The 18,682-nt window shown below is 65.8% G+C and carries 23 protein-coding genes; 8 read left to right on the top strand and 15 right to left on the bottom strand.

Going from position 1 to position 18,682, the window contains the following annotated elements; genetic code table 11:
* Positions 1-2 precede the first annotated feature (2 nt).
* From mftC to mftA, 3 genes are read right to left on the bottom strand one after another with little or no spacing between them, the layout of a single operon-like run.
* Positions 3-1,187, bottom strand: coding sequence for a mycofactocin radical SAM maturase (mftC, locus tag G6N27_RS20970; protein WP_163779747.1), 1,185 nt, complete (start codon positions 1,185-1,187; stop codon positions 3-5).
* Positions 1,184-1,570, bottom strand: a complete 387-nt coding sequence (gene mftB, locus G6N27_RS20965; RefSeq protein WP_372513062.1) for a mycofactocin biosynthesis chaperone MftB — start codon at positions 1,568-1,570, stop codon at positions 1,184-1,186. The genes mftC and mftB overlap by 4 nt, the downstream gene beginning before the upstream one ends.
* On the bottom strand, positions 1,555-1,650 hold the full coding sequence (gene mftA / locus G6N27_RS20960; RefSeq protein ID WP_163779742.1) for a mycofactocin precursor MftA: 96 nt from the start codon (positions 1,648-1,650) through the stop codon (positions 1,555-1,557). The genes mftB and mftA overlap by 16 nt, the downstream gene beginning before the upstream one ends.
* Positions 1,651-1,753: 103 nt before the next feature.
* Here mftA and mftR point away from each other — a divergent pair, with 103 nt between their 5' ends.
* Together mftR and G6N27_RS20950 are read left to right on the top strand one after the other, a co-directional pair.
* Positions 1,754-2,350: a mycofactocin system transcriptional regulator gene (mftR, locus tag G6N27_RS20955; protein ID WP_232064719.1), complete on the top strand. Its 597-nt coding sequence runs from the start codon at positions 1,754-1,756 to the stop codon at positions 2,348-2,350.
* Entirely contained in the window at positions 2,347-3,396 is a 1,050-nt protein-coding gene (locus G6N27_RS20950; protein WP_163779738.1) for a DUF2332 domain-containing protein, read from the top strand. Before mftR ends, G6N27_RS20950 begins: the two co-directional genes overlap by 4 nt.
* An 18-nt stretch (positions 3,397-3,414) precedes the next feature.
* Here the strand turns inward: G6N27_RS20950 and G6N27_RS20945 are convergent, their stop codons facing one another.
* Positions 3,415-4,221, bottom strand: a complete 807-nt coding sequence (locus G6N27_RS20945; RefSeq protein ID WP_163779736.1) for an alpha/beta fold hydrolase — start codon at positions 4,219-4,221, stop codon at positions 3,415-3,417.
* A gap of 72 nt (positions 4,222-4,293) precedes the next feature.
* Between G6N27_RS20945 and G6N27_RS20940 the strand changes: the two genes are divergently transcribed.
* Positions 4,294-4,647, top strand: a complete 354-nt coding sequence (locus G6N27_RS20940) for a DUF962 domain-containing protein (protein ID WP_197746512.1) — start codon at positions 4,294-4,296, stop codon at positions 4,645-4,647.
* Positions 4,644-5,192 carry a TetR/AcrR family transcriptional regulator gene (locus tag G6N27_RS20935; protein WP_163779734.1) on the top strand — a complete coding sequence of 183 codons (549 nt, stop codon included), beginning with the start codon at positions 4,644-4,646 and terminating at the stop codon, positions 5,190-5,192. The genes G6N27_RS20940 and G6N27_RS20935 overlap by 4 nt, the downstream gene beginning before the upstream one ends.
* 10 nt (positions 5,193-5,202) lie before the next feature.
* On the opposite strand, the gene G6N27_RS20930 is transcribed toward G6N27_RS20935, so the two are convergent.
* Together G6N27_RS20930 and G6N27_RS20925 are read right to left on the bottom strand one after the other, a co-directional pair.
* The gene (locus G6N27_RS20930; RefSeq protein WP_163782108.1) at positions 5,203-6,357 is read right to left on the bottom strand and encodes an NAD(P)/FAD-dependent oxidoreductase; all 1,155 of its coding nucleotides are present in this window, start codon (positions 6,355-6,357) and stop codon (positions 5,203-5,205) included.
* Between the two features lie 67 nt (positions 6,358-6,424).
* The gene (locus tag G6N27_RS20925) at positions 6,425-6,883 is read right to left on the bottom strand and encodes an Lrp/AsnC family transcriptional regulator (RefSeq protein ID WP_163779732.1); all 459 of its coding nucleotides are present in this window, start codon (positions 6,881-6,883) and stop codon (positions 6,425-6,427) included.
* 114 nt (positions 6,884-6,997) lie between these two features.
* On the opposite strand from G6N27_RS20925, the gene ddaH reads away from it, so the two are divergent.
* Together ddaH and rocD are read left to right on the top strand one after the other, a co-directional pair.
* Positions 6,998-7,858 carry a dimethylargininase gene (gene ddaH / locus G6N27_RS20920; RefSeq protein ID WP_179963315.1) on the top strand — a complete coding sequence of 287 codons (861 nt, stop codon included), beginning with the start codon at positions 6,998-7,000 and terminating at the stop codon, positions 7,856-7,858.
* Between the two features lie 25 nt (positions 7,859-7,883).
* Positions 7,884-9,131 (top strand): ornithine--oxo-acid transaminase, encoded by a 1,248-nt coding sequence (rocD, locus tag G6N27_RS20915; RefSeq protein WP_163779731.1) that lies wholly within the window; start codon positions 7,884-7,886, stop codon positions 9,129-9,131.
* Here the strand turns inward: rocD and G6N27_RS20910 are convergent.
* From G6N27_RS20910 to G6N27_RS20880, 7 genes are all read right to left on the bottom strand, one after another.
* On the bottom strand, positions 9,128-9,946 hold the full coding sequence (locus G6N27_RS20910; protein WP_163779729.1) for a mycofactocin-coupled SDR family oxidoreductase: 819 nt from the start codon (positions 9,944-9,946) through the stop codon (positions 9,128-9,130). The two genes, rocD and G6N27_RS20910, sit on opposite strands and share 4 nt — an antisense overlap.
* A gap of 62 nt (positions 9,947-10,008) precedes the next feature.
* Positions 10,009-10,851, bottom strand: coding sequence for an SHOCT domain-containing protein (locus G6N27_RS20905; RefSeq protein WP_163779727.1), 843 nt, complete (start codon positions 10,849-10,851; stop codon positions 10,009-10,011).
* 132 nt (positions 10,852-10,983) lie between these two features.
* Positions 10,984-12,174: an elongation factor Tu gene (gene tuf, locus G6N27_RS20900; protein ID WP_163779725.1), complete on the bottom strand. Its 1,191-nt coding sequence runs from the start codon at positions 12,172-12,174 to the stop codon at positions 10,984-10,986.
* A 102-nt stretch (positions 12,175-12,276) separates the two neighbouring features.
* Positions 12,277-14,382 (bottom strand): elongation factor G, encoded by a 2,106-nt coding sequence (fusA, locus tag G6N27_RS20895; RefSeq protein ID WP_163779723.1) that lies wholly within the window; start codon positions 14,380-14,382, stop codon positions 12,277-12,279.
* 85 nt (positions 14,383-14,467) lie between these two features.
* On the bottom strand, positions 14,468-14,938 hold the full coding sequence (gene rpsG, locus G6N27_RS20890) for a 30S ribosomal protein S7 (RefSeq protein WP_163779721.1): 471 nt from the start codon (positions 14,936-14,938) through the stop codon (positions 14,468-14,470).
* Positions 14,938-15,312: a 30S ribosomal protein S12 gene (rpsL, locus tag G6N27_RS20885; RefSeq protein WP_007767794.1), complete on the bottom strand. Its 375-nt coding sequence runs from the start codon at positions 15,310-15,312 to the stop codon at positions 14,938-14,940. The genes rpsG and rpsL overlap by 1 nt, the downstream gene beginning before the upstream one ends.
* Positions 15,313-15,605: 293 nt before the next feature.
* On the bottom strand, positions 15,606-16,244 hold the full coding sequence (locus G6N27_RS20880; protein WP_232064711.1) for a TetR/AcrR family transcriptional regulator: 639 nt from the start codon (positions 16,242-16,244) through the stop codon (positions 15,606-15,608).
* Positions 16,245-16,383: 139 nt separating this feature from the next.
* On the opposite strand from G6N27_RS20880, the gene G6N27_RS20875 reads away from it, so the two are divergent.
* Positions 16,384-16,755: a DUF3060 domain-containing protein gene (locus G6N27_RS20875; protein WP_163779719.1), complete on the top strand. Its 372-nt coding sequence runs from the start codon at positions 16,384-16,386 to the stop codon at positions 16,753-16,755.
* A 2-nt stretch (positions 16,756-16,757) separates the two neighbouring features.
* Positions 16,758-17,186 (top strand): DUF3060 domain-containing protein, encoded by a 429-nt coding sequence (locus G6N27_RS20870; RefSeq protein WP_163782102.1) that lies wholly within the window; start codon positions 16,758-16,760, stop codon positions 17,184-17,186.
* A 1-nt stretch (position 17,187) separates the two neighbouring features.
* Here the strand turns inward: G6N27_RS20870 and G6N27_RS20865 are convergent, their stop codons facing one another.
* Both G6N27_RS20865 and G6N27_RS20860 read right to left on the bottom strand, forming a co-directional pair.
* Positions 17,188-17,952: a crotonase/enoyl-CoA hydratase family protein gene (locus G6N27_RS20865; protein ID WP_163779717.1), complete on the bottom strand. Its 765-nt coding sequence runs from the start codon at positions 17,950-17,952 to the stop codon at positions 17,188-17,190.
* Complete coding sequence (locus G6N27_RS20860; RefSeq protein WP_163782100.1) at positions 17,949-18,671, bottom strand: PaaX family transcriptional regulator C-terminal domain-containing protein; 723 nt, start codon at positions 18,669-18,671, stop codon at positions 17,949-17,951. Before G6N27_RS20860 ends, G6N27_RS20865 begins: the two co-directional genes overlap by 4 nt.
* Positions 18,672-18,682 lie beyond the last annotated feature (11 nt).

Here is an 18,682-nt window from a genome sequence, read left to right as displayed (position 1 = left end):
GATCAGACCGGGCTTTCGTTGCACAGCCGCTGCGGCGGCGCCGGCGGCATGCTCAGCGTCAGTGGCACCGGGCCGCTGCGCCGCTGTCCGCGGGAGTGGTCGCCGGAGGGACGGGGCTTGTCGCGTTCGACAGCCAGGGCCGGCGCGCCATAGCCCTGGACGCATTCGGGATCGGGACCATCCATCGGCAGGCCGGTGAAGAATTTGGCCGCCATGCAGCCGCCGCGGCAGCTGTCGTAGTGCCCGCAGCTGCCACAGGCGCCGGCCGACTGCGGCTCACGCAGTTCGCGGAACAGCGGCGCGTCTTTCCAGACCTTGTCAAAGCCGCCGTCGGACACCACGTTTCCGGCCAGGAATCGATCGTGGATGGCGAACGGGCAGGCGTACACGTCACCGACCGGATCGATCAGGCACACCACCCGGCCGGCGCCGCACATGTTCAGGCCGGCCAACGCCCCCGGCTCGCCGAGCCCGGACAGATGGAAGAACGAGTCGCCGGTCAGCACCCGGTCGCCCTTGGCGACCAACCAGTCGTACAGCTGGACCTGTTGCGCTGCGGTCGGGTGGAGTTCGTCCCAGACGTCGGCGCCACGGCCAGAGGGCCGCAGCCGGGTGATGCGCAGGGTGGCGCCGTATCGGCTCGCCAGGGCGGCGAATTCGTCGAGTTGGTCGACGTTGTGCCGGGTGACGACCACGGAGATCTTGGCATCGGAGAACCCCGCGGCCGCAAGGTTTTCCAGGGCACGAATGGCCATCGCGAATGATCCAGGACCGCGTACGGCGTCGTTGACCTCTGCGGTGGCACCGTCCAGCGAGATCTGGACGTCGACGTAATCGCTCGCGGCCAACCGGGCGGCGACCTCGGGCGTGATGCGCACGCCGTTCGTCGAGAACTTCACCCCCACGTGATGGGCGGTGGCGTAGTCGACCAACTCCCAAAAGTCCGGCCGCACAGTCGGTTCACCGCCACCGATGTTGACGTAGAACACCTGCATGCGTTCCAGCTCGTCGATGATGTCTTTGCAGTCCTGCGTCGACAGCTCACGCGGATCGCGTTTGCCCGACGACGACAGGCAGTGCACGCACGCCAGGTTGCACGCGTAGGTCAGCTCCCACGTCAAGCAGATCGGGGCGTCCAGCCCGTGTTCGAACTGCTCGATCAGCCGTGGCACGGGGGTAGTCGTCATGCGGCCTCCTCAGCGTCGGCCGGCACCAGCATGTTGGACCCGGTGAGCACGCTGAGTGCGTGGAGGTACGGCCCGAGGGCAGCGTCCTCGACACCGGCGGCGCGCAGGGCTGTCCGAGCGTCCGGATGGTCGGCCAACGACTGCACCACCGCGAGGATGGTGCGGTTCTTCAGGAATGAGAGTTTGCGGGTACCGAAGTGATAGAGCAGCGCCCCAAAGGGTTCCGGTCGCACAGCGACCTGTGGGTGCAGCCGCCATGCGAGATCGGGATCGAACTCGCCGGCGGTTGACCCGTGCGGCGACGATGCGGGCCGTTCCACGGCCCGCTCAGAAGCCGGACCGTTCAATCCCCCAGGGGCCCCCACGGTCAGTAGACCCCGCACATCCCGTCGATGGAAACTTCCTCGACCAGGGTCTCGGTGACCAGCTCGGTGTCGGTGTTGGTCTGCTGGTTCGGCTCCATGACGTTGCCTTTCGTTATCGGGGGCTCGACAAGTTAGCGTCGAAGGGGTCAGAATCTTCGACAGAATATGGCATCCAGTGCCGGAATGGAAGAGCAGGGTCTTATGGTGCAGCAGCCGCGTGTCGGCCGCCGCCGTTCGACGACTCCTGGGCACATCGCCGACGCTGCGCTTGGCCTGTTCGCCGAACACGGATTCTCCGGGGTGAGCGTCGACGACGTCGCACAGGCCGCCGGCATCGCCCGCCGGACGGTGTTCCGCTACTACGCCTCCAAGAACGCCATCCCCTGGGGCGACTTCGACGCTCATCTGCAGCATCTGCGTGAACTCCTCGACCACGTCGACCCTGATATGCCGCTCGGCGAGGCCTTGCGTGCAGCGTTGTTGTCGTTCAACACTTTTGACGCATCCGAGACTGCTCGACATCGGCAACGGATGCGGGTGATCCTGCAGACCGCGGAACTGCAGGCGTATTCGATGACGATGTACGCCGGCTGGCGCGACGTGATCGCCGACTTCGTGGCGCGCCGGACCGGGGCGAAGACCAGCGACCTGCAGCCGCAGACCGTGGCGTGGATGATGCTCGGGGTCGCATTGAGCGCCTACGAGCATTGGCTCGACGATGAGTCGGTCTCGTTGCCCGAGGCGCTCGGGGGCGCCTTCGACGTGGTTCGCGCCGGACTGGAAGAGTTGGATCGTTGAGCGTCGAAAGCCGCCTGCTGCGGTCCATCCGAGTCCAGGGCCAGGTCTGCTCGGGCATGGGATCGCCGATGTACGGCGAACTGTTGGCGCGGGTGGCCGACGACGTCGAGGCCGGTGGGGTCTTCGGGGCAATCTTGGCCGGGCATGAAAATTCCTCGGGGCGAATGGCTTTCGCGCTCAGGCTGCTCGGTGGATTACATCGGTTGGCGCTCGAGGGCCGGGTGGCCCCGCTGCGCCGGTGGTATCCGAGCGTCGGCGGACGCTGGAACGCCGACGCCGCCTGGCCCGATGTCGTCCTGGCCGCCACCGAGCACGCCGACTATCTGCGCGACGCGCTCGACCAGCCACCGCAGACCAACGAAGTGGGCCGCTCCGCCGCGCTGATCGGCGGCCTGCTTCTGCTCGGGCGAAGATTCGACGCGCCGGTGCGGCTTTTCGAAATTGGCTGCAGCGCGGGGTTGAACCTGCGCGCCGACCAATACCGCTATCGCCATTCCGGCGGCCACTGGGGTCCGGCCGGCTCACCGGTGATCGTCGACGATGCGTGGCGGGGCCCGCTGCCTCCCCCGGCCGAACTACTGATCGTCGAACGTCAGGGCTTCGACATCGCGCCGCTGGATGCCACCAGCTCCGATGGCGAGCTGACACTGTTGAGCTACGTCTGGCCGGATCAGCAGGCCCGGCTGGACCGGCTACGCGGCGCGATCGACATCGCCCGCCGGGTCCCCGCACAGTTGCACCGCCGCAATGCCATTGACGCCGTCGCCGACCTCGACGTCGCGACCGGCACGATCACCGTGCTCTGGCATTCGATCATGTGGCAATACCTGTCGGCCGGCGAACAGGAGACGCTCGGCGCCGAGATCGATGCACTGGGAGCGCGTGCCACACCGGAGGCGCCGTTCGCCCACCTGACACTGGAGCCGCATCGGCGAACACCTGAGGCGGCGGTCGAGTTCGCCGTCCGGGCCCGCTGCTGGCCGGGCGCCGACGACCGGCTGCTGGCCGTGTGCTCGCCGCACGGGCCGCCGGTCACCTGGAAATAGTCTGCGCGGCAGGGCTTTTCACTGTGGAGTGCGTCGCGCCGCGGCCAGGAACGGCGTTGCGAGAGCCAGAAACCCGGCCGGATCGGAGGAGAACGGGACGTGGCCGGTCGGTAGCACTTCAAGCCGCGCTCCCGGTATCGCCGCCGCGGTGCTCCGACCGAGACGCATCGGTATCGCCGTATCTCTGGATCCCCAAATCACCAGGCAGGGTGCTGTGATGCGGTCGGCATGCGGGCGAAGGTCGTAGTCCGGCTCGGCGAAACTACGCCACAGTGCCGCCGTCAGCATGACACCTTCGCGTGTGCTCGCCCGGGCCAGCGCTCGCTCCTGGACAGCGTGGTCGTTGTCACCGGTCGCTTTCATGTAGCTGCGGATGGAACGCGGCAGCACGCGCTTCATGACGGCCGGTGTTCCCAGTGTGCGGCAGTAGAGGTTGGTGACGGGCCCGGCGGTGAACCCTCCGGTGTTGACCAGCACCAGTTGCGAAACGCGGTGCGGGTCGGTGATCGCCAATCGCGCCGCAGCAAAGCCGCCGACCGAATTACCGATGAAGGCGGCATTCGACAGGTCAAGTCCCGCAACGACATCGGTGAGCACGTCGGCATAGGAGGCCGCCGTGGGCCGATAATCCGGCGTCGGCGCCGGAGAATCGCCGTGGCCCGGCCAGTCCAGTGCGATCACCCGATACGCACGCCGAAGCTCCGGCACGATCGGGTCGAAATCTCGGCGGTCGTGCAATGTGGCGTGCAGCAGCACCACGACGGGGCCGTCCCCGCCATCGCTGTAGGCAACTCTTCCCACCCGGGTTTCGACCGTGTTGGCCATCGCATTCCCTTCATTGACCGACCAGTCAGTCAACGATAGCATCGGAGGAAATCCGATTTCAAGGAGTAACCGATGACCGCTCCCTCAGCCGAAGCGCCGTTCACGGCGAAGATGGCCTACTACCGAACCCAGCACACCAGCCGCGGCGTGCGACTGACGCACATGATCGGCACGCCGGTCATCGCGTCCGCCATCCCGCTGCTGTTCGCAAAGCCCCGGGTGGGTATCCCAATGTTTTTTGGGGGCTGGATCTTTCAGATTGCAGGGCATCGGGTTTTCGAGCACAACCTGCCCTCGACCCACAAGGGTTGGATCACCTATCAGCTCACCGGGGTGATCGACGTCTGCGAACAGTACGGCGAACTGCTCGCGCGACGCAGTCAGCGCAAAGCCGCACGCGGACAGCGGGTTAAAGTCACTGCATGACCGGCGTACGCAAGGAGGCGATGGCCAGAACCCGGGAGGCGCTCATCGATGCGGGTCTGCAGCTGGCCGAGCGAACCGGTCTCACCGGATTGAGCGTCAATCTCATCGTCGCCGAAGCCGGGGTCGCCAAAGGGACCTTTTTCCATCATTTCGGCGACCGGGCCTCGTATCTGCTTGCGCTGCACCGTGAATTCCACGAACGCCTGGAGAATCAGGTACAAGCCGCCATCGTCGGGATGCCGCCGGGGCGTGATCGCCTGATCGCGGTGGCGAACACCTACCTGGACGGTTGCCTACGCGACCGCGGTGTCCGCGCGTTGCTCCTGGAAGCGCGCGCGGAACCCGCGGTCACCGAGGAGATCACGCGTCGCAACAATGCCAGCGCCGAGCTGTGCCGCACCGACTTCGCCGCGCTGAAACGCCCGCACCCCTACGAAAGCGCGCAGCTGTGGGTCGGGATGGTCGCCGAAGCGGCGCTCATCGAACACCAAGCCGGCGCGGCGCTTCCCGCATTGCGCGAGGCGATCGCGCAGTTCACCGGCTGACGCGGCTGCGCTACCCCAGCACCTCGGAAATCGGCACCGCCGCAGCAATTTTCGCGCGCGACTTCATCACCTTGCCGGGCATGCCGCCACCGACGACGCCGGACACCGCTCCGTCACGCTCGTAGAACGCGAGGAATTTGCGGCCGTCGTCCTCGACGACGTGAACGATGTCGGAGGCGATCGGCTCGCCCAGACACTGGATCTTGACGTCGTACTGGTCGCTCCAGAAATACGGGACGACGACGACTGCCGGGATGTCCTGGCCGAGCATCGCAGGCACGACGACCCGAGCCTGGTCGGCGACGTTGCTCCAATGTTCCACGCGCACTTGGTGTCCCTTGGGATTCCGCCACGACGCGACGTCGCCGAGCGCCCACACGTTCGGAGCGCTGGTGCGGCCGGCCTCGTCACAGATCACGCCGTTGTCGACCTCGATGCCGCTGCCCGCCAACCATTCGGTCGCCGGCTTCGATCCGATACCGACCACGACCAGATCGGCGCTCACCTCGCTACCGTCGGTCAGTGTCACGCTTTCGACGTGATCGCCGCCGCGGACCTCAGCCACCCCGACGTCGGTGCGGACATCCACACCTTCGGCGCGGTGCAGGCGGGCCACCAGCCCACCGATCTGCTCGCCGAGCACCGCGGCCAGCGGCGCAGGCTGCGGCTCGACCAAGACCACGTCGACGCCCAGGCCTCGCAGACTTGCCGCGACCTCACAACCGATGAATCCCGCACCGACGACCACGGCGCGATGCGCTTCCGCCGCGTGCCGCCGAAGGGCGAGACTTTCGTCGAAGGACCGCAACACCCGTATCCCGTCCAGGTCGGGGAATGCCGGAATTCGCCGCGGCACCAGGCCCGTCGCGATGACCAGTTCGTCGTAGCTGAGCACCGATCCGTCGTCGAGCGTCACCGTCTGCGCCGCGGTGTCCAAGCTGGTGGCCGCCGACCCGAGCCGCAACGTGATGTTCTGCTCGTCGTAGAACTCGCGCGGCTTGAGCGTCACGTCGTCGACTTCGCTGCGCAGCACTTCCTTTGACAACGGCGGACGGTCATAGGGCAGGTGGACCTCGTCGCTGACGATGGTGACGGATCCCGTGAAACCCGCCTTGCGCAATTGCTCGGCGGTCCGGGTCGCGGCGAGGCCTCCGCCGACGATCATAATTCCGTTGCTGTCCACGCTACTGGTCACTTGGCGTTCATACACGATCGCGATGGCGACCGGTTGCTCACCCCACTTCTCGGGCCCGCGACCGGTCGATGAGATTCGACAGCACCACAATGCTCTCGGTGCGTTCCACGTCGGCCCTGGTGCGGATGCGCTCCAGGGCGTCTTCCAGATGTCCCATGTCCCGGGCAAGCACGTGCAGGATGGCGTCGGCGGTGCCGGTAGCCGTTGCGGCGCTGACGACTTCGGGAATGTCGATCCAGGCCCGCTTCAGCTCGGCGGGTGAAATCCGACCGTGGCAGAACACCTGCACGTAGGCCTCGGTGTTCCAGCCCAGCGCGTTGCGGTCGATCACGGTGGTGAAACCCCGGATGACGCCGCTGTCGAGCATCCGGTCGACGCGGCGCTTGACCGCGGGCGCCGAGAGGTTCACCCGCTCGCCGATCTCGGCAAAAGTCGCGCGGGCATGCTGCGCGAGCTCCGCGAGAATCTGCTCGTCGGTGCCATCCAGTCGGTCCATCCACCCTCCTGACACAATAGAATGCCGCAAACGGCGATTTGGCACAATAAATACGCGCAATACACGCAATGTATGTCGATTGATTGCTTCCCATGCGTTACCTACCGTTGATTTATGACGCGCTTCGCCGAACCGGCCGCGGGAGCAGCGCCCACCACCGCGGTGCCGACCGAGCGGCGCGCGAAGACTCGGCATTACGTGATGACGCCGCCCCGGCACTTCGCGGTCGACTACGCGATCAACCCGTGGATGGACACCGCCAACCCCGTCGACACGACCGTTGCGATGGCGCAGTGGCATCAGCTTCGCGATATCTATCTGCAGATGGGTCACACGGTCGACCTCGTCGAGCCGGCGCCCGGTCTGCCGGATATGGTCTATGCCGCCAACGGCGGTCTGATCATCGACGGCACCGCGGTGGTCGCCCGCTTCAAATACGCTCAGCGCAAACAGGAGTCGGCGCTCTACGCCGACTGGCTGAGGTCACGCGGCTATCAGCCCGTACATACTCGTCACGTCAACGAAGGCCAGGGCGATCTGCTGCCGGTGGGTGGAACGATTCTGGCCGGATCGGGATTTCGGACCGACCCGCGGGCGCACGGTCAGATCGCCGAGATCTTCGGCCGCCCGGTCGTCAGCCTCGAACTGGTCGATCCGCGGTTCTACCACCTCGACACCGCGCTCGCCGTCCTCGACGACGAGACCATCGCCTACTATCCACCGGCGTTCACCTACGCGTCACGAGCGCACCTGGAAACGCTGTTCCCCCAAGCGATTTTGGTGGACAGCGCCGATGCCTACGTATTCGGGCTAAACTCCGTGTCGGACGGCCTGCACGTGGTGCATCCGGCCGCCGCCGTCGGTTTCGCCGAACAATTATCCGACGCCGGTTTCGAACCGATCGGAGTCGACCTGTCCGAGCTGCTCAAGGGCGGCGGGTCGGTGAAATGCTGCACGCTCGAGGTGTATTCGTGATTCACGATGAGAAGGAGCGGCGCCGATGATCACTACTGCCGACATTGTGGCCGCGGGACACGGGGAATTGACCGCCTCGGCGATCGCCCGCGACGAGCTGTACACGGCGCACAACTACTCGCCGCTGCCGGTGGTGGCGGCCAGCGCCGAAGGGGCCTGGATCGTCGACGTCGAAGGGCGCCGCTACCTGGACTGCCTGGCCGCGTACTCAGCGGTGAACTTCGGGCACCGCAATCCCGAGATCACCGCGACCGCGCACGCCCAGCTGGACGCGCTCACGCTCGTGAGCCGGGCTTTCCACGCCGAGCCGCTCGGCCGGTTCTGCGCGGCGCTGGCGACGCTCTGCGACAAGGACATGGTGCTGCCGATGAACAGCGGCGCCGAGGCGGTCGAGAGCGCGATCAAGGTCGCGCGCAAATGGGGCACCGATGTCAAGGGCGTTCCCCCGGGCCAGGCCAATATCGTGGTCGCCGACAACAACTTTCACGGTCGGACCATCAGCATTGTCAGCTTTTCTTCCGACGAGACCGCGCGTGGCGGTTTCGGCCCGTTCACGCCCGGCTTCCGTTCGGTGCCGTTCGGCGACGCCCAGGCGCTGGCCGACGCCATCGACGAGCACACCGTCGCGGTGTTGCTCGAGCCGATCCAGGGCGAGGCCGGTGTGATCGTGCCACCGGACGACTATCTGCCGGCCGTGCGCGAATTCTGCACCGCCCGCAATGTGCTGATGATCGCCGACGAGATCCAGTCGGGCCTGGCCCGCACCGGCCGAACCTTCGCCTGCGATCACTGGAACGTGGTGCCCGACATGTATCTGCTGGGCAAGGCACTGGGCGGCGGCGTCGTGCCGCTGTCCGCCGTGGTGGCCGATCGCGACATCCTCGGAGTGCTACACCCCGGCGAGCACGGCTCGACATTCGGCGGCAACCCGTTTGCCGCGGCGATCGGCAGCACCGTGGTGTCGATGCTGGCTCGTGGCGAATTCCAGAGCCGGGCAACGCGATTGGGAGCACGCCTGCAGTGGCGGCTGCGGGCGTTGATCGGCCAGGGTGTACTCGCGGTACGCGGACGCGGATTATGGGCCGGCGTCGACATCGACCCGGAGCTCGGCAGCGGCAAACAGCTCAGCCTGCGACTCGCCGAGCGCGGCGTGCTGGTCAAGGACACGCACGGATCGACGGTGCGGATCGCTCCCCCGCTGGTGATCAAGGCCACCGAGATCGATTGGGCCGTAGACCGATTCGTTGAGACACTGGCCGAGATGGCCCGCTAGTACTTCAGCACACCCTTGTCGACCGGGATCTGCGCGCCGGTCAGCGTGCCCGAACCGTCGCCTGCGAGCCACGCCACCACGTCGGACACTTCGCTGGCAGCCATGAATCCGTTGGGCTGCAGCAGCATTGGGCCAAAGCTGTGGACGAAGTGCGGATGCTGGCCGAATATCTGCATCATCAGTTCCGGCTCGATCATGGGCGTGTCGACCGAATAGGGGTGGATGGAGTTGACCCGGATGCCGAACTCGCTCAGCTCGATCGCCAACGAGTTGGTCAGCGCGACCAGCCCGTGCTTGGTGGCCGAGTAGTGCCCGTTGCCCGGTGTGGCCTTCAGCCCGGCCGACGAACTGACCACGACTATGGAGCCGCCGTTGCCGGCGTCGATCATCGCGGGTATCGCCGCGCGCAAGGTGTGGAAGGTGCCGGTCAAGTTGACCCCGACGACGGCGTCCCATTGCTCGTCGGTGAGCTCCCAGATCCGCCCCCAGCTGAGCACGCCCGCGTTGGCGATCAGGATGTCGAGGCGGCCGAATTGTTCGACACCGTCGGCCACCAACTGGCGCACCGCAGCGTCGTCGCGAATGTCGACCGCGCGGGCCAACGCCTTTCGGCCCTCGGCTTCCACCGCCCGAACGGTCTCGGCGAGATCTTCCGGGGTGGCCGCGGCATAGCTGATGCTGTCGGACACCGGCCCGCAGATGTCCAGTGCGATGATGTCCGCGCCCTCGCGTGCCAACCGTGCGGCGTGCGCCCGCCCCTGGCCGCGCGCGGCCCCGGTGATGAACGCCACCCGGCCCTGCAAAGATCCCGACACACCAGTCCCTTCCGCCGACTGCCGATCAGGCTAGCAGCGGAACTGAAACGTGTTCTAATCGGTCAGATGTCGGCGATGATCTGCGCCCTTTTGCTCGCGTATTCCGCGTCGCTCAGCGCGCCGGATGTATGCAACGCCTCCAGGTCCTGCAACCGCTGAGCAACGGACTGCTGCGGTGGCGCCGCCACCCCGCCCGACGCGGCCGCGGGCTGCTCGGCCGCGCGCCGGACCACGTCCAAGATCTGCTGGCGCACCGCCGGGAGGTTGCGGATGTCGACCGCGCCGCTGGTCGGCAGATTGTTGGCCCGGTAGATCTGCAGGATCTCCATCAGCGGGCCGGCCTGTCCGCTGAGGTCGTAGGTCTTGTTGTCCTCGGCGATCGAGAACTGCGCGGGCACCACCCCTGCGATCAATGCGCTTGCCTGCCAGTCGATCTCGTATTCGTGAGTGTTGGGGTCCACCAGCACAACGAGTTTGCGCGCGGTCACGATGGCTTGCTTGGAGATGTCGACCGTCACCCGCTTTCGGTCATCGAAGGCGAATCCGGGGCCCGTGATGTGCAGATCGAGGTTGACCACCGGGCGTTCGTTGATCCGCATGCCGGTTTCCCCGAGGCCTTGGATCTGCGCCGTCGTGAGCACACCGACCTGGTGCAGCCGTACGCTCTTGGCCGAGGACTGGGCGCCGCGGTTGGCCAGCCACAGTGCGACGAGTACATCGGCGACCGTGATCAGCGCACCGACGTACAGCATCCACGAGATGTTGCTCTGCGCCATCGAGCCGAAGCCGGATCCGAAGTTGCCGAACATATTCGGCAAGACAAAGTAGGTGATGAGAAAGATCGGGCCGACAAGACCGCCGCAAATCAGGACGTATATCTGGGCTTTGAGATAGCGCGCTAACATGGCTGCTCCCGCCGTCGGAGTAGATCGATAACGCGGGACAACGTATCGCTTCGCGGATGAAAATATCCCGAACTGCAGGAAGATGCAAAAGCGGCGCCCACCCTTTCGGATGAGCGCCGCTTTGCTATCGAACTACTTGAGGATCTTGGTGACTCGGCCGGCGCCGACGGTACGGCCACCTTCACGGATCGCGAACCGCAGACCGTCGTCCATGGCGACGGGCTGGATCAGCTTGACGGAGATCTCGGTGTTGTCACCGGGCATCACCATCTCGGTGCCCTCCGGCAGCGTCACCACACCGGTCACGTCGGTGGTGCGGAAGTAAAACTGCGGACGGTAGTTGTTGAAGAACGGCGTGTGCCGGCCACCCTCGTCCTTGGACAGGATGTAGACGCTGCCCTCGAAGTCGGTGTGCGGCGTGGTGGTGCCGGGCTTCACGACGACCTGACCGCGCTCGACGTCCTCACGCTTGATACCACGCAGCAGCAGACCGACGTTGTCACCGGCCTGGCCCTGGTCGAGCAGCTTGCGGAACATCTCCACACCGGTGACCGTGGTCTTGGCGCTGGTCGGCTTGATGCCGACGATCTCGACCTCTTCGTTGACGTTGATCACGCCACGCTCGACACGGCCGGTCACCACGGTGCCACGACCGGTGATGGTGAACACGTCCTCGACGGGCATCAGGAACGGCAAGTCGGTCTCGCGGACCGGGTCCGGGATCGACTCGTCGACCGCGTCCATGAGCTCCTCGACGGACTTGACCCACTTCTCGTCACCCTCGAGTGCCTTCAACGCCGACACCTTGATGACCGGGGCGTCCTCGTCGAACTCCTGGGCGGCCAGCAGTTCGCGGACCTCGAGCTCGACGAGCTCCAGCAGCTCCTCGTCGTCGACCATGTCGGCCTTGTTCAGCGCGACCAGGATGTAGGGCACGCCGACCTGGCGGGCCAGCAGCACGTGCTCGCGAGTCTGCGGCATCGGGCCGTCGGTCGCGGCGACCACCAGGATCGCGCCGTCCATCTGGGCGGCACCGGTGATCATGTTCTTGATGTAGTCCGCGTGGCCAGGTGCGTCGACGTGCGCGTAGTGGCGCTTCTCGGTCTGGTACTCCACGTGGGAGATGTTGATGGTGATACCGCGCTGACGCTCTTCGGGTGCGTTGTCGATCTGGTCGAACGCACGCGACTCGTTCAGTGCGGGGTACTTGTCGTGCAGGACCTTGGTGATAGCCGCGGTCAACGTGGTCTTACCGTGGTCAACGTGACCGATGGTCCCGATGTTGACGTGCGGCTTCGTCCGCTCGAACTTCGCCTTCGCCACTTTTGTGTCCTCCTGGACTGTTGGTGCTCGTTAAAGCAGTGTTGTTATTTCAGTTGTGCCGCGGTCGTGACCGGGCAAGATTACTCCGCCGACTTTGCTAGCTCACTCGCCGGTTGCCTTAGCGATGATTTCCTTCGACACGTTCGCCGGAACTTCGGCGTAGGAGTCGAAGACCATGGAGTAGTTCGCCCGGCCTTGAGTCTTCGACCGCAGGTCGCCGACGTAGCCGAACATCTCCGACAGCGGCACATGGGCCCTGACCACTCGCGCACCGCTGCGCTCTTCCATGGCCTGGATCTGGCCACGGCGGGAGTTCAAGTCGCCGATCACGTCACCCATGTAGTCCTCGGGTGTGGTGACCTCGACAGCCATGATGGGCTCCAGGATGACCGGCTGTGCTTGCTGCGCAGCCTTTTTCAGCACCTGGGAACCGGCAATCTTGAACGCCATCTCCGACGAGTCGACCTCGTGGAAGGCGCCGTCGAGCAGGATGACCTTCAGGTTCACCAGCGGGTAGCCGGCCAGCACGCCGTACTGCATCGCGTCCTGGGCGCCGGCGTCCACCGACGGGATGTACTCCCGGGGGATACGCCCACCGGTGACCTTGCTCTCGAACTCGTAGGTAGCGCCGTCCTCGCTGTGGAACGGCTCCAGGCTGATCAGCACCTTCGCGAACTGGCCTGAACCGCCGGTCTGTTTCTTGTGGGTGTACTCGACCTTGTCCACCGTCCGCTTAATGGTCTCCTTGTAGGCGACCTGCGGCTTGCCGACGTTGGCCTCGACCTTGAACTCGCGGCGCATGCGGTCCACCAGGATGTCCAGGTGCAACTCGCCCATGCCGCCGATCACGGTCTGGCCGGTCTCGTTGTCCTGGTGCACCTTGAAGGTGGGGTCCTCTTCGGCGAGCTTCTGGATCGACAGGCTCAGCTTCTCCTGGTCGCTCTTGGTCTTCGGCTCGATGGCCACCTCGATGACCGGGTCCGGGAACGTCATCGACTCCAGCACGACCTGGTGGTTCGGGTCGCTCAAGGTGTCGCCGGTGGTGGTGTCCTTCAGCCCGATCACGGCGTAGATGTGGCCCGCCGAGGCCGTTTCCACCGGGTTCTCCTTGTTGGCGTGCATCTGGAACAGCTTGCCGAGCCGCTCCTTCTTGCCCTTGGTGGAGTTGATCACCTGCGAGCCGGAGTCGACCTTGCCCGAGTACACCCGGACGTAGGTCAGCTTGCCGAAGAACGGGTGGGTGGCGACCTTGAACGCCAGCGCCGAGAACGGCTCGTCGGTCGACGGCTTGCGCGTGATCAGCTCGTCTTCCTTGCCGGGCGCGTGGCCTTCGGCCGGCGGCACGTCCAGCGGCGACGGCAGGTAGTCGATGACGGCGTCCAGCATGGGCTGCACGCCCTTGTTCTTGAACGCGCTGCCGCACAGCACCAGGTAAGCGGTGGAGCTGATGGTGAGCTTGCGCAGCGCACCCTTGATCTCCTCGACCGACAGTTCCTCGCCGCCGAAGTACTTCTCCAGCAGCGCCTCGTCGGTCTCCGCGACCGCCTCGAGCAGCTTGGTGCGGTACTCGTCGGCCTTTTCCTGCAGTTCGGCCGGGATCTCGATCGTCTCGTAGGTTTCGCCGAGCTTGGTCTCGCCACGCCACACCTTGGCGTTCATCTCGACCAGGTCCACGACGCCCTCGAAGTCGCCCTCGGAGCCGACGGGCAGCTGGATCGGGATGACGTTCGCGCCGAGGCGCTCCTCCATGGTGCGCACCGAGAAGTAGAAGTCGGCGCCGATCTTGTCCATCTTGTTGACGAAGCAGATGCGCGGGACGTCGTACTTGTCGGCCTGCCGCCAGACCTGCTCGGACTGTGGCTCGACGCCTTCCTTGCCGTCGAACACGGCCACGGCACCGTCCAGCACGCGCAGGCTGCGCTCCACCTCGACGGTGAAGTCGACGTGGCCGGGGGTGTCGATGATGTTGATCTGGTTGTCGTTCCAGAAGCAGGTGGTCGCCGCGGAGGTGATGGTGATTCCGCGCTCCTGCTCCTGCTCCATCCAATCCATGGTGGCGGCGCCGTCGTGCACCTCACCGATCTTGTAGCTGATACCGGTGTAGTAGAGGATGCGCTCGGTCGTCGTCGTCTTGCCGGCGTCGATGTGCGCCATGATGCCGATGTTCCGGACCTTCGTGAGGTCGGTCAGCACGTCCTTCTGTGCCACGGGAGTTTTCCCACTCTTTCGATTGCTCGGTTAATTCGCTGTCTTACGCCCGGCGACTCTGCCGATCTTGCCGCCTGGTGGCGGTCTACCAGCGGTAGTGCGCGAAGGCGCGGTTTGCCTCGGCCATCTTGTGGGTGTCCTCGCGTCGCTTGACGGAGGCTCCCAGGCCGTTGCTGGCATCCAGGATCTCGTTTGCCAGGCGCTCGGTCATCGTCTTCTCCCGACGCTGCCGGGAGAAGCTGACCAGCCAACGCAGCGCCAGCGTGGTCGACCGCTCCGGGCGGACCTCGACGGGCACCTGATAGGTGGCACCACCGACGCGGCGGCTACGCACTTCCAGGGCCGGCTTGACGTTGTCCAGAGCACGCTTGAGCGTGATCACCGGGTCGGTGCCGGTCTTGTCGCGGGCTTGTTCGAGCGCTGCATAAACAATGCGTTCGGCCAGCGATTTCTTCCCTTGCATCAGAATCTTGTTCACCAACTGGGTGACCAGCTGCGATCCGTAGACCGGATCGTTGACCAGCGGGCGCTTCGGCGCGGGGCCCTTGCGCGGCATTAGCTCTTCTCCTTCTTGGCGCCGTAACGGCTGCGAGCCTGCTTGCGGTTCTTGACGCCCTGGGTGTCGAGCGAACCGCGGATGATCTTGTAGCGGACACCTGGCAGGTCCTTCACCCGACCGCCACGCACCAGCACCATCGAGTGCTCCTGCAGGTTGTGCCCCTCACCGGGGATGTACGCCGTCACTTCAACCTGGCTGGTCAGCTTGACGCGCGCGACCTTCCGAAGCGCCGAGTTCGGCTTCTTCGGCGTCGTGGTGTACACGCGGGTGCAGACCCCGCGGCGCTGCGGGCTGCCCTTCAAGGCCGCGGTTTTGACCTTCGCGACCTTGTCGCGACGACCCTTGCGGACCAGCTGCTGAATAGTTGGCATCTACCGGCTTCCTACTTCGTGTGTGGTGGTGCTATTCGTTTCTGGGTGGTTCAAGTCTCTGTACTGCAGTTATGCCCTTTAGCGGTCCCCCGCGGCCGGGTGTGTCGCACGCGCTCGCCGCAGGATGAAATCCGTTGCGTCGTGGACATGCGAATTGGCCCGGCGTGCGCGCCTCAGGTCAAGCGCCTTAAGCCGCCAGGCACGAGCTTCCACAATACCCGCCGCTGGACGGGCAGGTCAAAGCGACGGCGTAGAGGTCCGGCGAGCCCGCCCGACGAGGGCCGTCACCGCGTCTATTGTGCCGCAGATTCGCTGCGGCGTTCCATGCCGGCGGCCAGTCGCAGCACCATGTCGGAGAAGACGGAGTCGGTGTCGATGTCGTCCATCACGCCGGTCATCTCCAGCAGCACGAACCCGTGCATTGCCGACCAGAATTCCAGTGCCGCATAGAAAGCCTGCTCGAGGTCCAGCCCATACGAGGACAGCACCGCGATCACCGGTGTGGCCGCAGCGCGGGTGGCGGCGGTGTACTCCGGGTCGTCGCCAACACCCAGCGGCATGCGGGTGAAGGCCGAATACCGGCCGGGGTGGTGGTGGGCGTAGCTGCGGTAGGCACTCGCCATGACCAGCACGGCGTCGTCACGGGCCCGGCCCTCGCCGACCCGGTTGAGCATCGTGATGATGTCGTCGATGACCCGGATGCGCACGGTGCGGCGCAGGTCCTCCAAGCTGTCGACGTGGTTGTACAGCGACGGGCCCTTGGTGCCAAGTTGGGTGGCCAACGCGTTGATCGTCAGTGCGTCCCAGCCCTCCCGGTCCAGGAACGTGAGCGCGGCGTTGACGATGATCTCGCGACTCAGCCTGGTCGTGCGGGTCGCTGACTTCGCCGGGGCGCCCCCTCGTCCAGCCGATGACTCCGGCTCAGCTGGCATGACGGCCGCCCTTCGGTTGCGTAGACCAACGGACTCTAGTTGAGGTCGCCCGGGAACGAAGAACTCTAGTCTGCCGAGGCGTCCGAGCACGTAGGCTCTTTTCGAGCAGATCACCCGCCACGGCGACAGGAGCACGGGCATGCAACGGTCAGTTTTCCGTCGAACATCGGTGATATGCGCGATCGCCGTCGCGTGCGCCGCGGGCGCGCCGGCCGGGCACGCCAAGAACGGCGACACCCACGTCACCGGCGAAGGTATCGAGCAGACCGTCGACTGCGGCGGCGGCACGCTGATCGTCAACGGAACCAGGAACACCGTCAACGCGCTGGGAACCTGTTGGGCGGTGTCGATGATGGGCTCGGGCAACACCGTCGTCGCCGACAACGTCATCAACGACATCACCGTCTACGGCTACAACGAGTCGGTCTTCTACAAGAACGGCGATCCGGTGGTGTGGGATCGCGGTCGCGAACTCGGCATGGTCAATCGCATCAGCCGGGTCGGGTCGTGAGCATGATGCCCAAGGCGGGCGTCCTGATCCTTTCCGCGGCAGTGGTATTGGGGGCCGCCGGCTGTGGTCCGAAGAACAACAACACGGCGCCGACGACATCGCCGGGCGCGTCGTCCTCGCCGGCACCCTCGACGACGAGCAGCGGTGCGCAATTCGACATCGGCAACACGATCAATTACGGATCACTAGGCACCACAACCACTCTCGACTGCGGCGACGGAAAATCGCTGAACGTGGGCGGCTCCAACAACACGCTGACGGTCAAGGGCACCTGCGGCACGGTCAGCATCGGTGGCGCCGACAACAAGATCACCCTGGACAAGATCGACAAGCAGCTCAACGTCGTCGGGTTCAACAACACGATCAGCTATAAATCCGGCGATCCCAAGGTCGACAACCTCGGCAGCGGTAACACCATCAACAAGGGATAGCTCACGTAGCCGTGCCGTGGCGGCCGGCGCCGGCCGCGAAACGCCCCGCACCTTCGTTCGCCTCGGCGGCCACCCGCGAGATGCTGGCGAATTCGTAGTCCAGCGCCTCGGATTCGCTGCTCCCCCACTGATGCAACGCCGAAAGCCGATCCGATCGCAAGCACTGCTGGGGCAGCACGGCAAGCTCGGCAGCGAGCTGCTCGGCGGCTGCGCGGGCCTGGCCGGTGGGCACCACCCGGTTGGCCAATCCGATCGCCAATGCCTCGTCGGCGTCGACAGCACGACCGGTCAGGATCATGTCCATCGCGCGGCTCTGGCCGATCAGCCGCGGCAGCCGGATCGTGCCGCCGTCGATCAGCGGGACGCCCCAGCGACGGCAGAACACCCCGAACACCGCGTCCTGCTCGGCCACTCGCAGATCGCACCACAACGCGAGCTCCAGTCCGCCCGCGACGGCGTAGCCGCTCACCGCGGCAATCACCGGTTTGGACAACACCATTCGGGTCGGCCCCATCGGCCCCGGGCCCGTCCGGTGCACCGCGTTGGCATCCGGTGTGCCGAACGCCTTCAAATCCGCCCCGGCGCAGAAGGTTCCGTGATCGCCCCACAGCACCGCCACCGATGCGGTGTCGTCGCGGTCGAATTCCTCGAAGGCGGCGAACAACGCGGCAGCGGTCGGGCCGTTGACGGCATTGCGTGCTTCGGGCCGGTTCAGGATCACCGTTGTCACCGGGCCGTGACGCTCTACGCGTACCGGATCGCTCATGTCGCCTCCACTAGTCGGATGTCGTCGCGCCGCGCGAGGAGTTCGGTGGCGAAGTCGTGGTACACCGACCGCAGCCGGGCGCCGGGCCAGTCGGCCGGCAGCAACTCCTCCGGCAGCACTGGGTCGGTCAGCAGGTGCCGCACGATGGCGGCGGCGACCACGAATCGGCCCGGAACATCGGTGGCGCTTGCCATGTCGGCGATCAACTGCCGGCCGGTGCGTGCCCACGACGGCAGGTCCCACAACTGGCCGGCCAACTCCGCGGGTGCGTCGTCGCGGGCCTGCACGATCCGGACGCGATCGCGGACCTCGGCGTCCACGTCGAGGGCGAGGTTGTCCGGCCGCATCCACACCCCTTCCCGGAGCTCACCGAAACGGCCGTGCTGCAGCGTGTTCCGCAGCGTCGCACGGGTCCGGGCATCGGTGCCGACGCTGGTCACGATCACCGTCGTCCAGAGTCCGTGCCAGGGGCGCAGTTGCGGTCGCATCGCATCGTCCTGTCGGCGCTGGCGGGCCAGCAGGCGGTCGGAGAGTCGATAGCCGTCAGCGGAGCGGACCAGGTCGCCCGCGCTGACCATTCGGGTCAGTGCGACCCGCAGGGTGGCTTCCTTAATGCCGAAGTCGCTGGTGAGCCGGATCAACTCGGCGGCACTCGCCCACGCCGGATGAGCGCCGAGTAGCACGCTCAGCACCACCGACCGGGCGGGCATGCGTGCCAACGATTTCGGCA

Origin of the sequence: Mycobacterium cookii (assembly GCF_010727945.1) — a bacterium.
Classification (GTDB): Bacteria; Actinomycetota; Actinomycetes; order Mycobacteriales; family Mycobacteriaceae; genus Mycobacterium; species Mycobacterium cookii.
The sequence above is the reverse complement of the archived record's forward strand: the minus strand, read 5'-3'. Positions and strand labels throughout refer to the sequence as shown.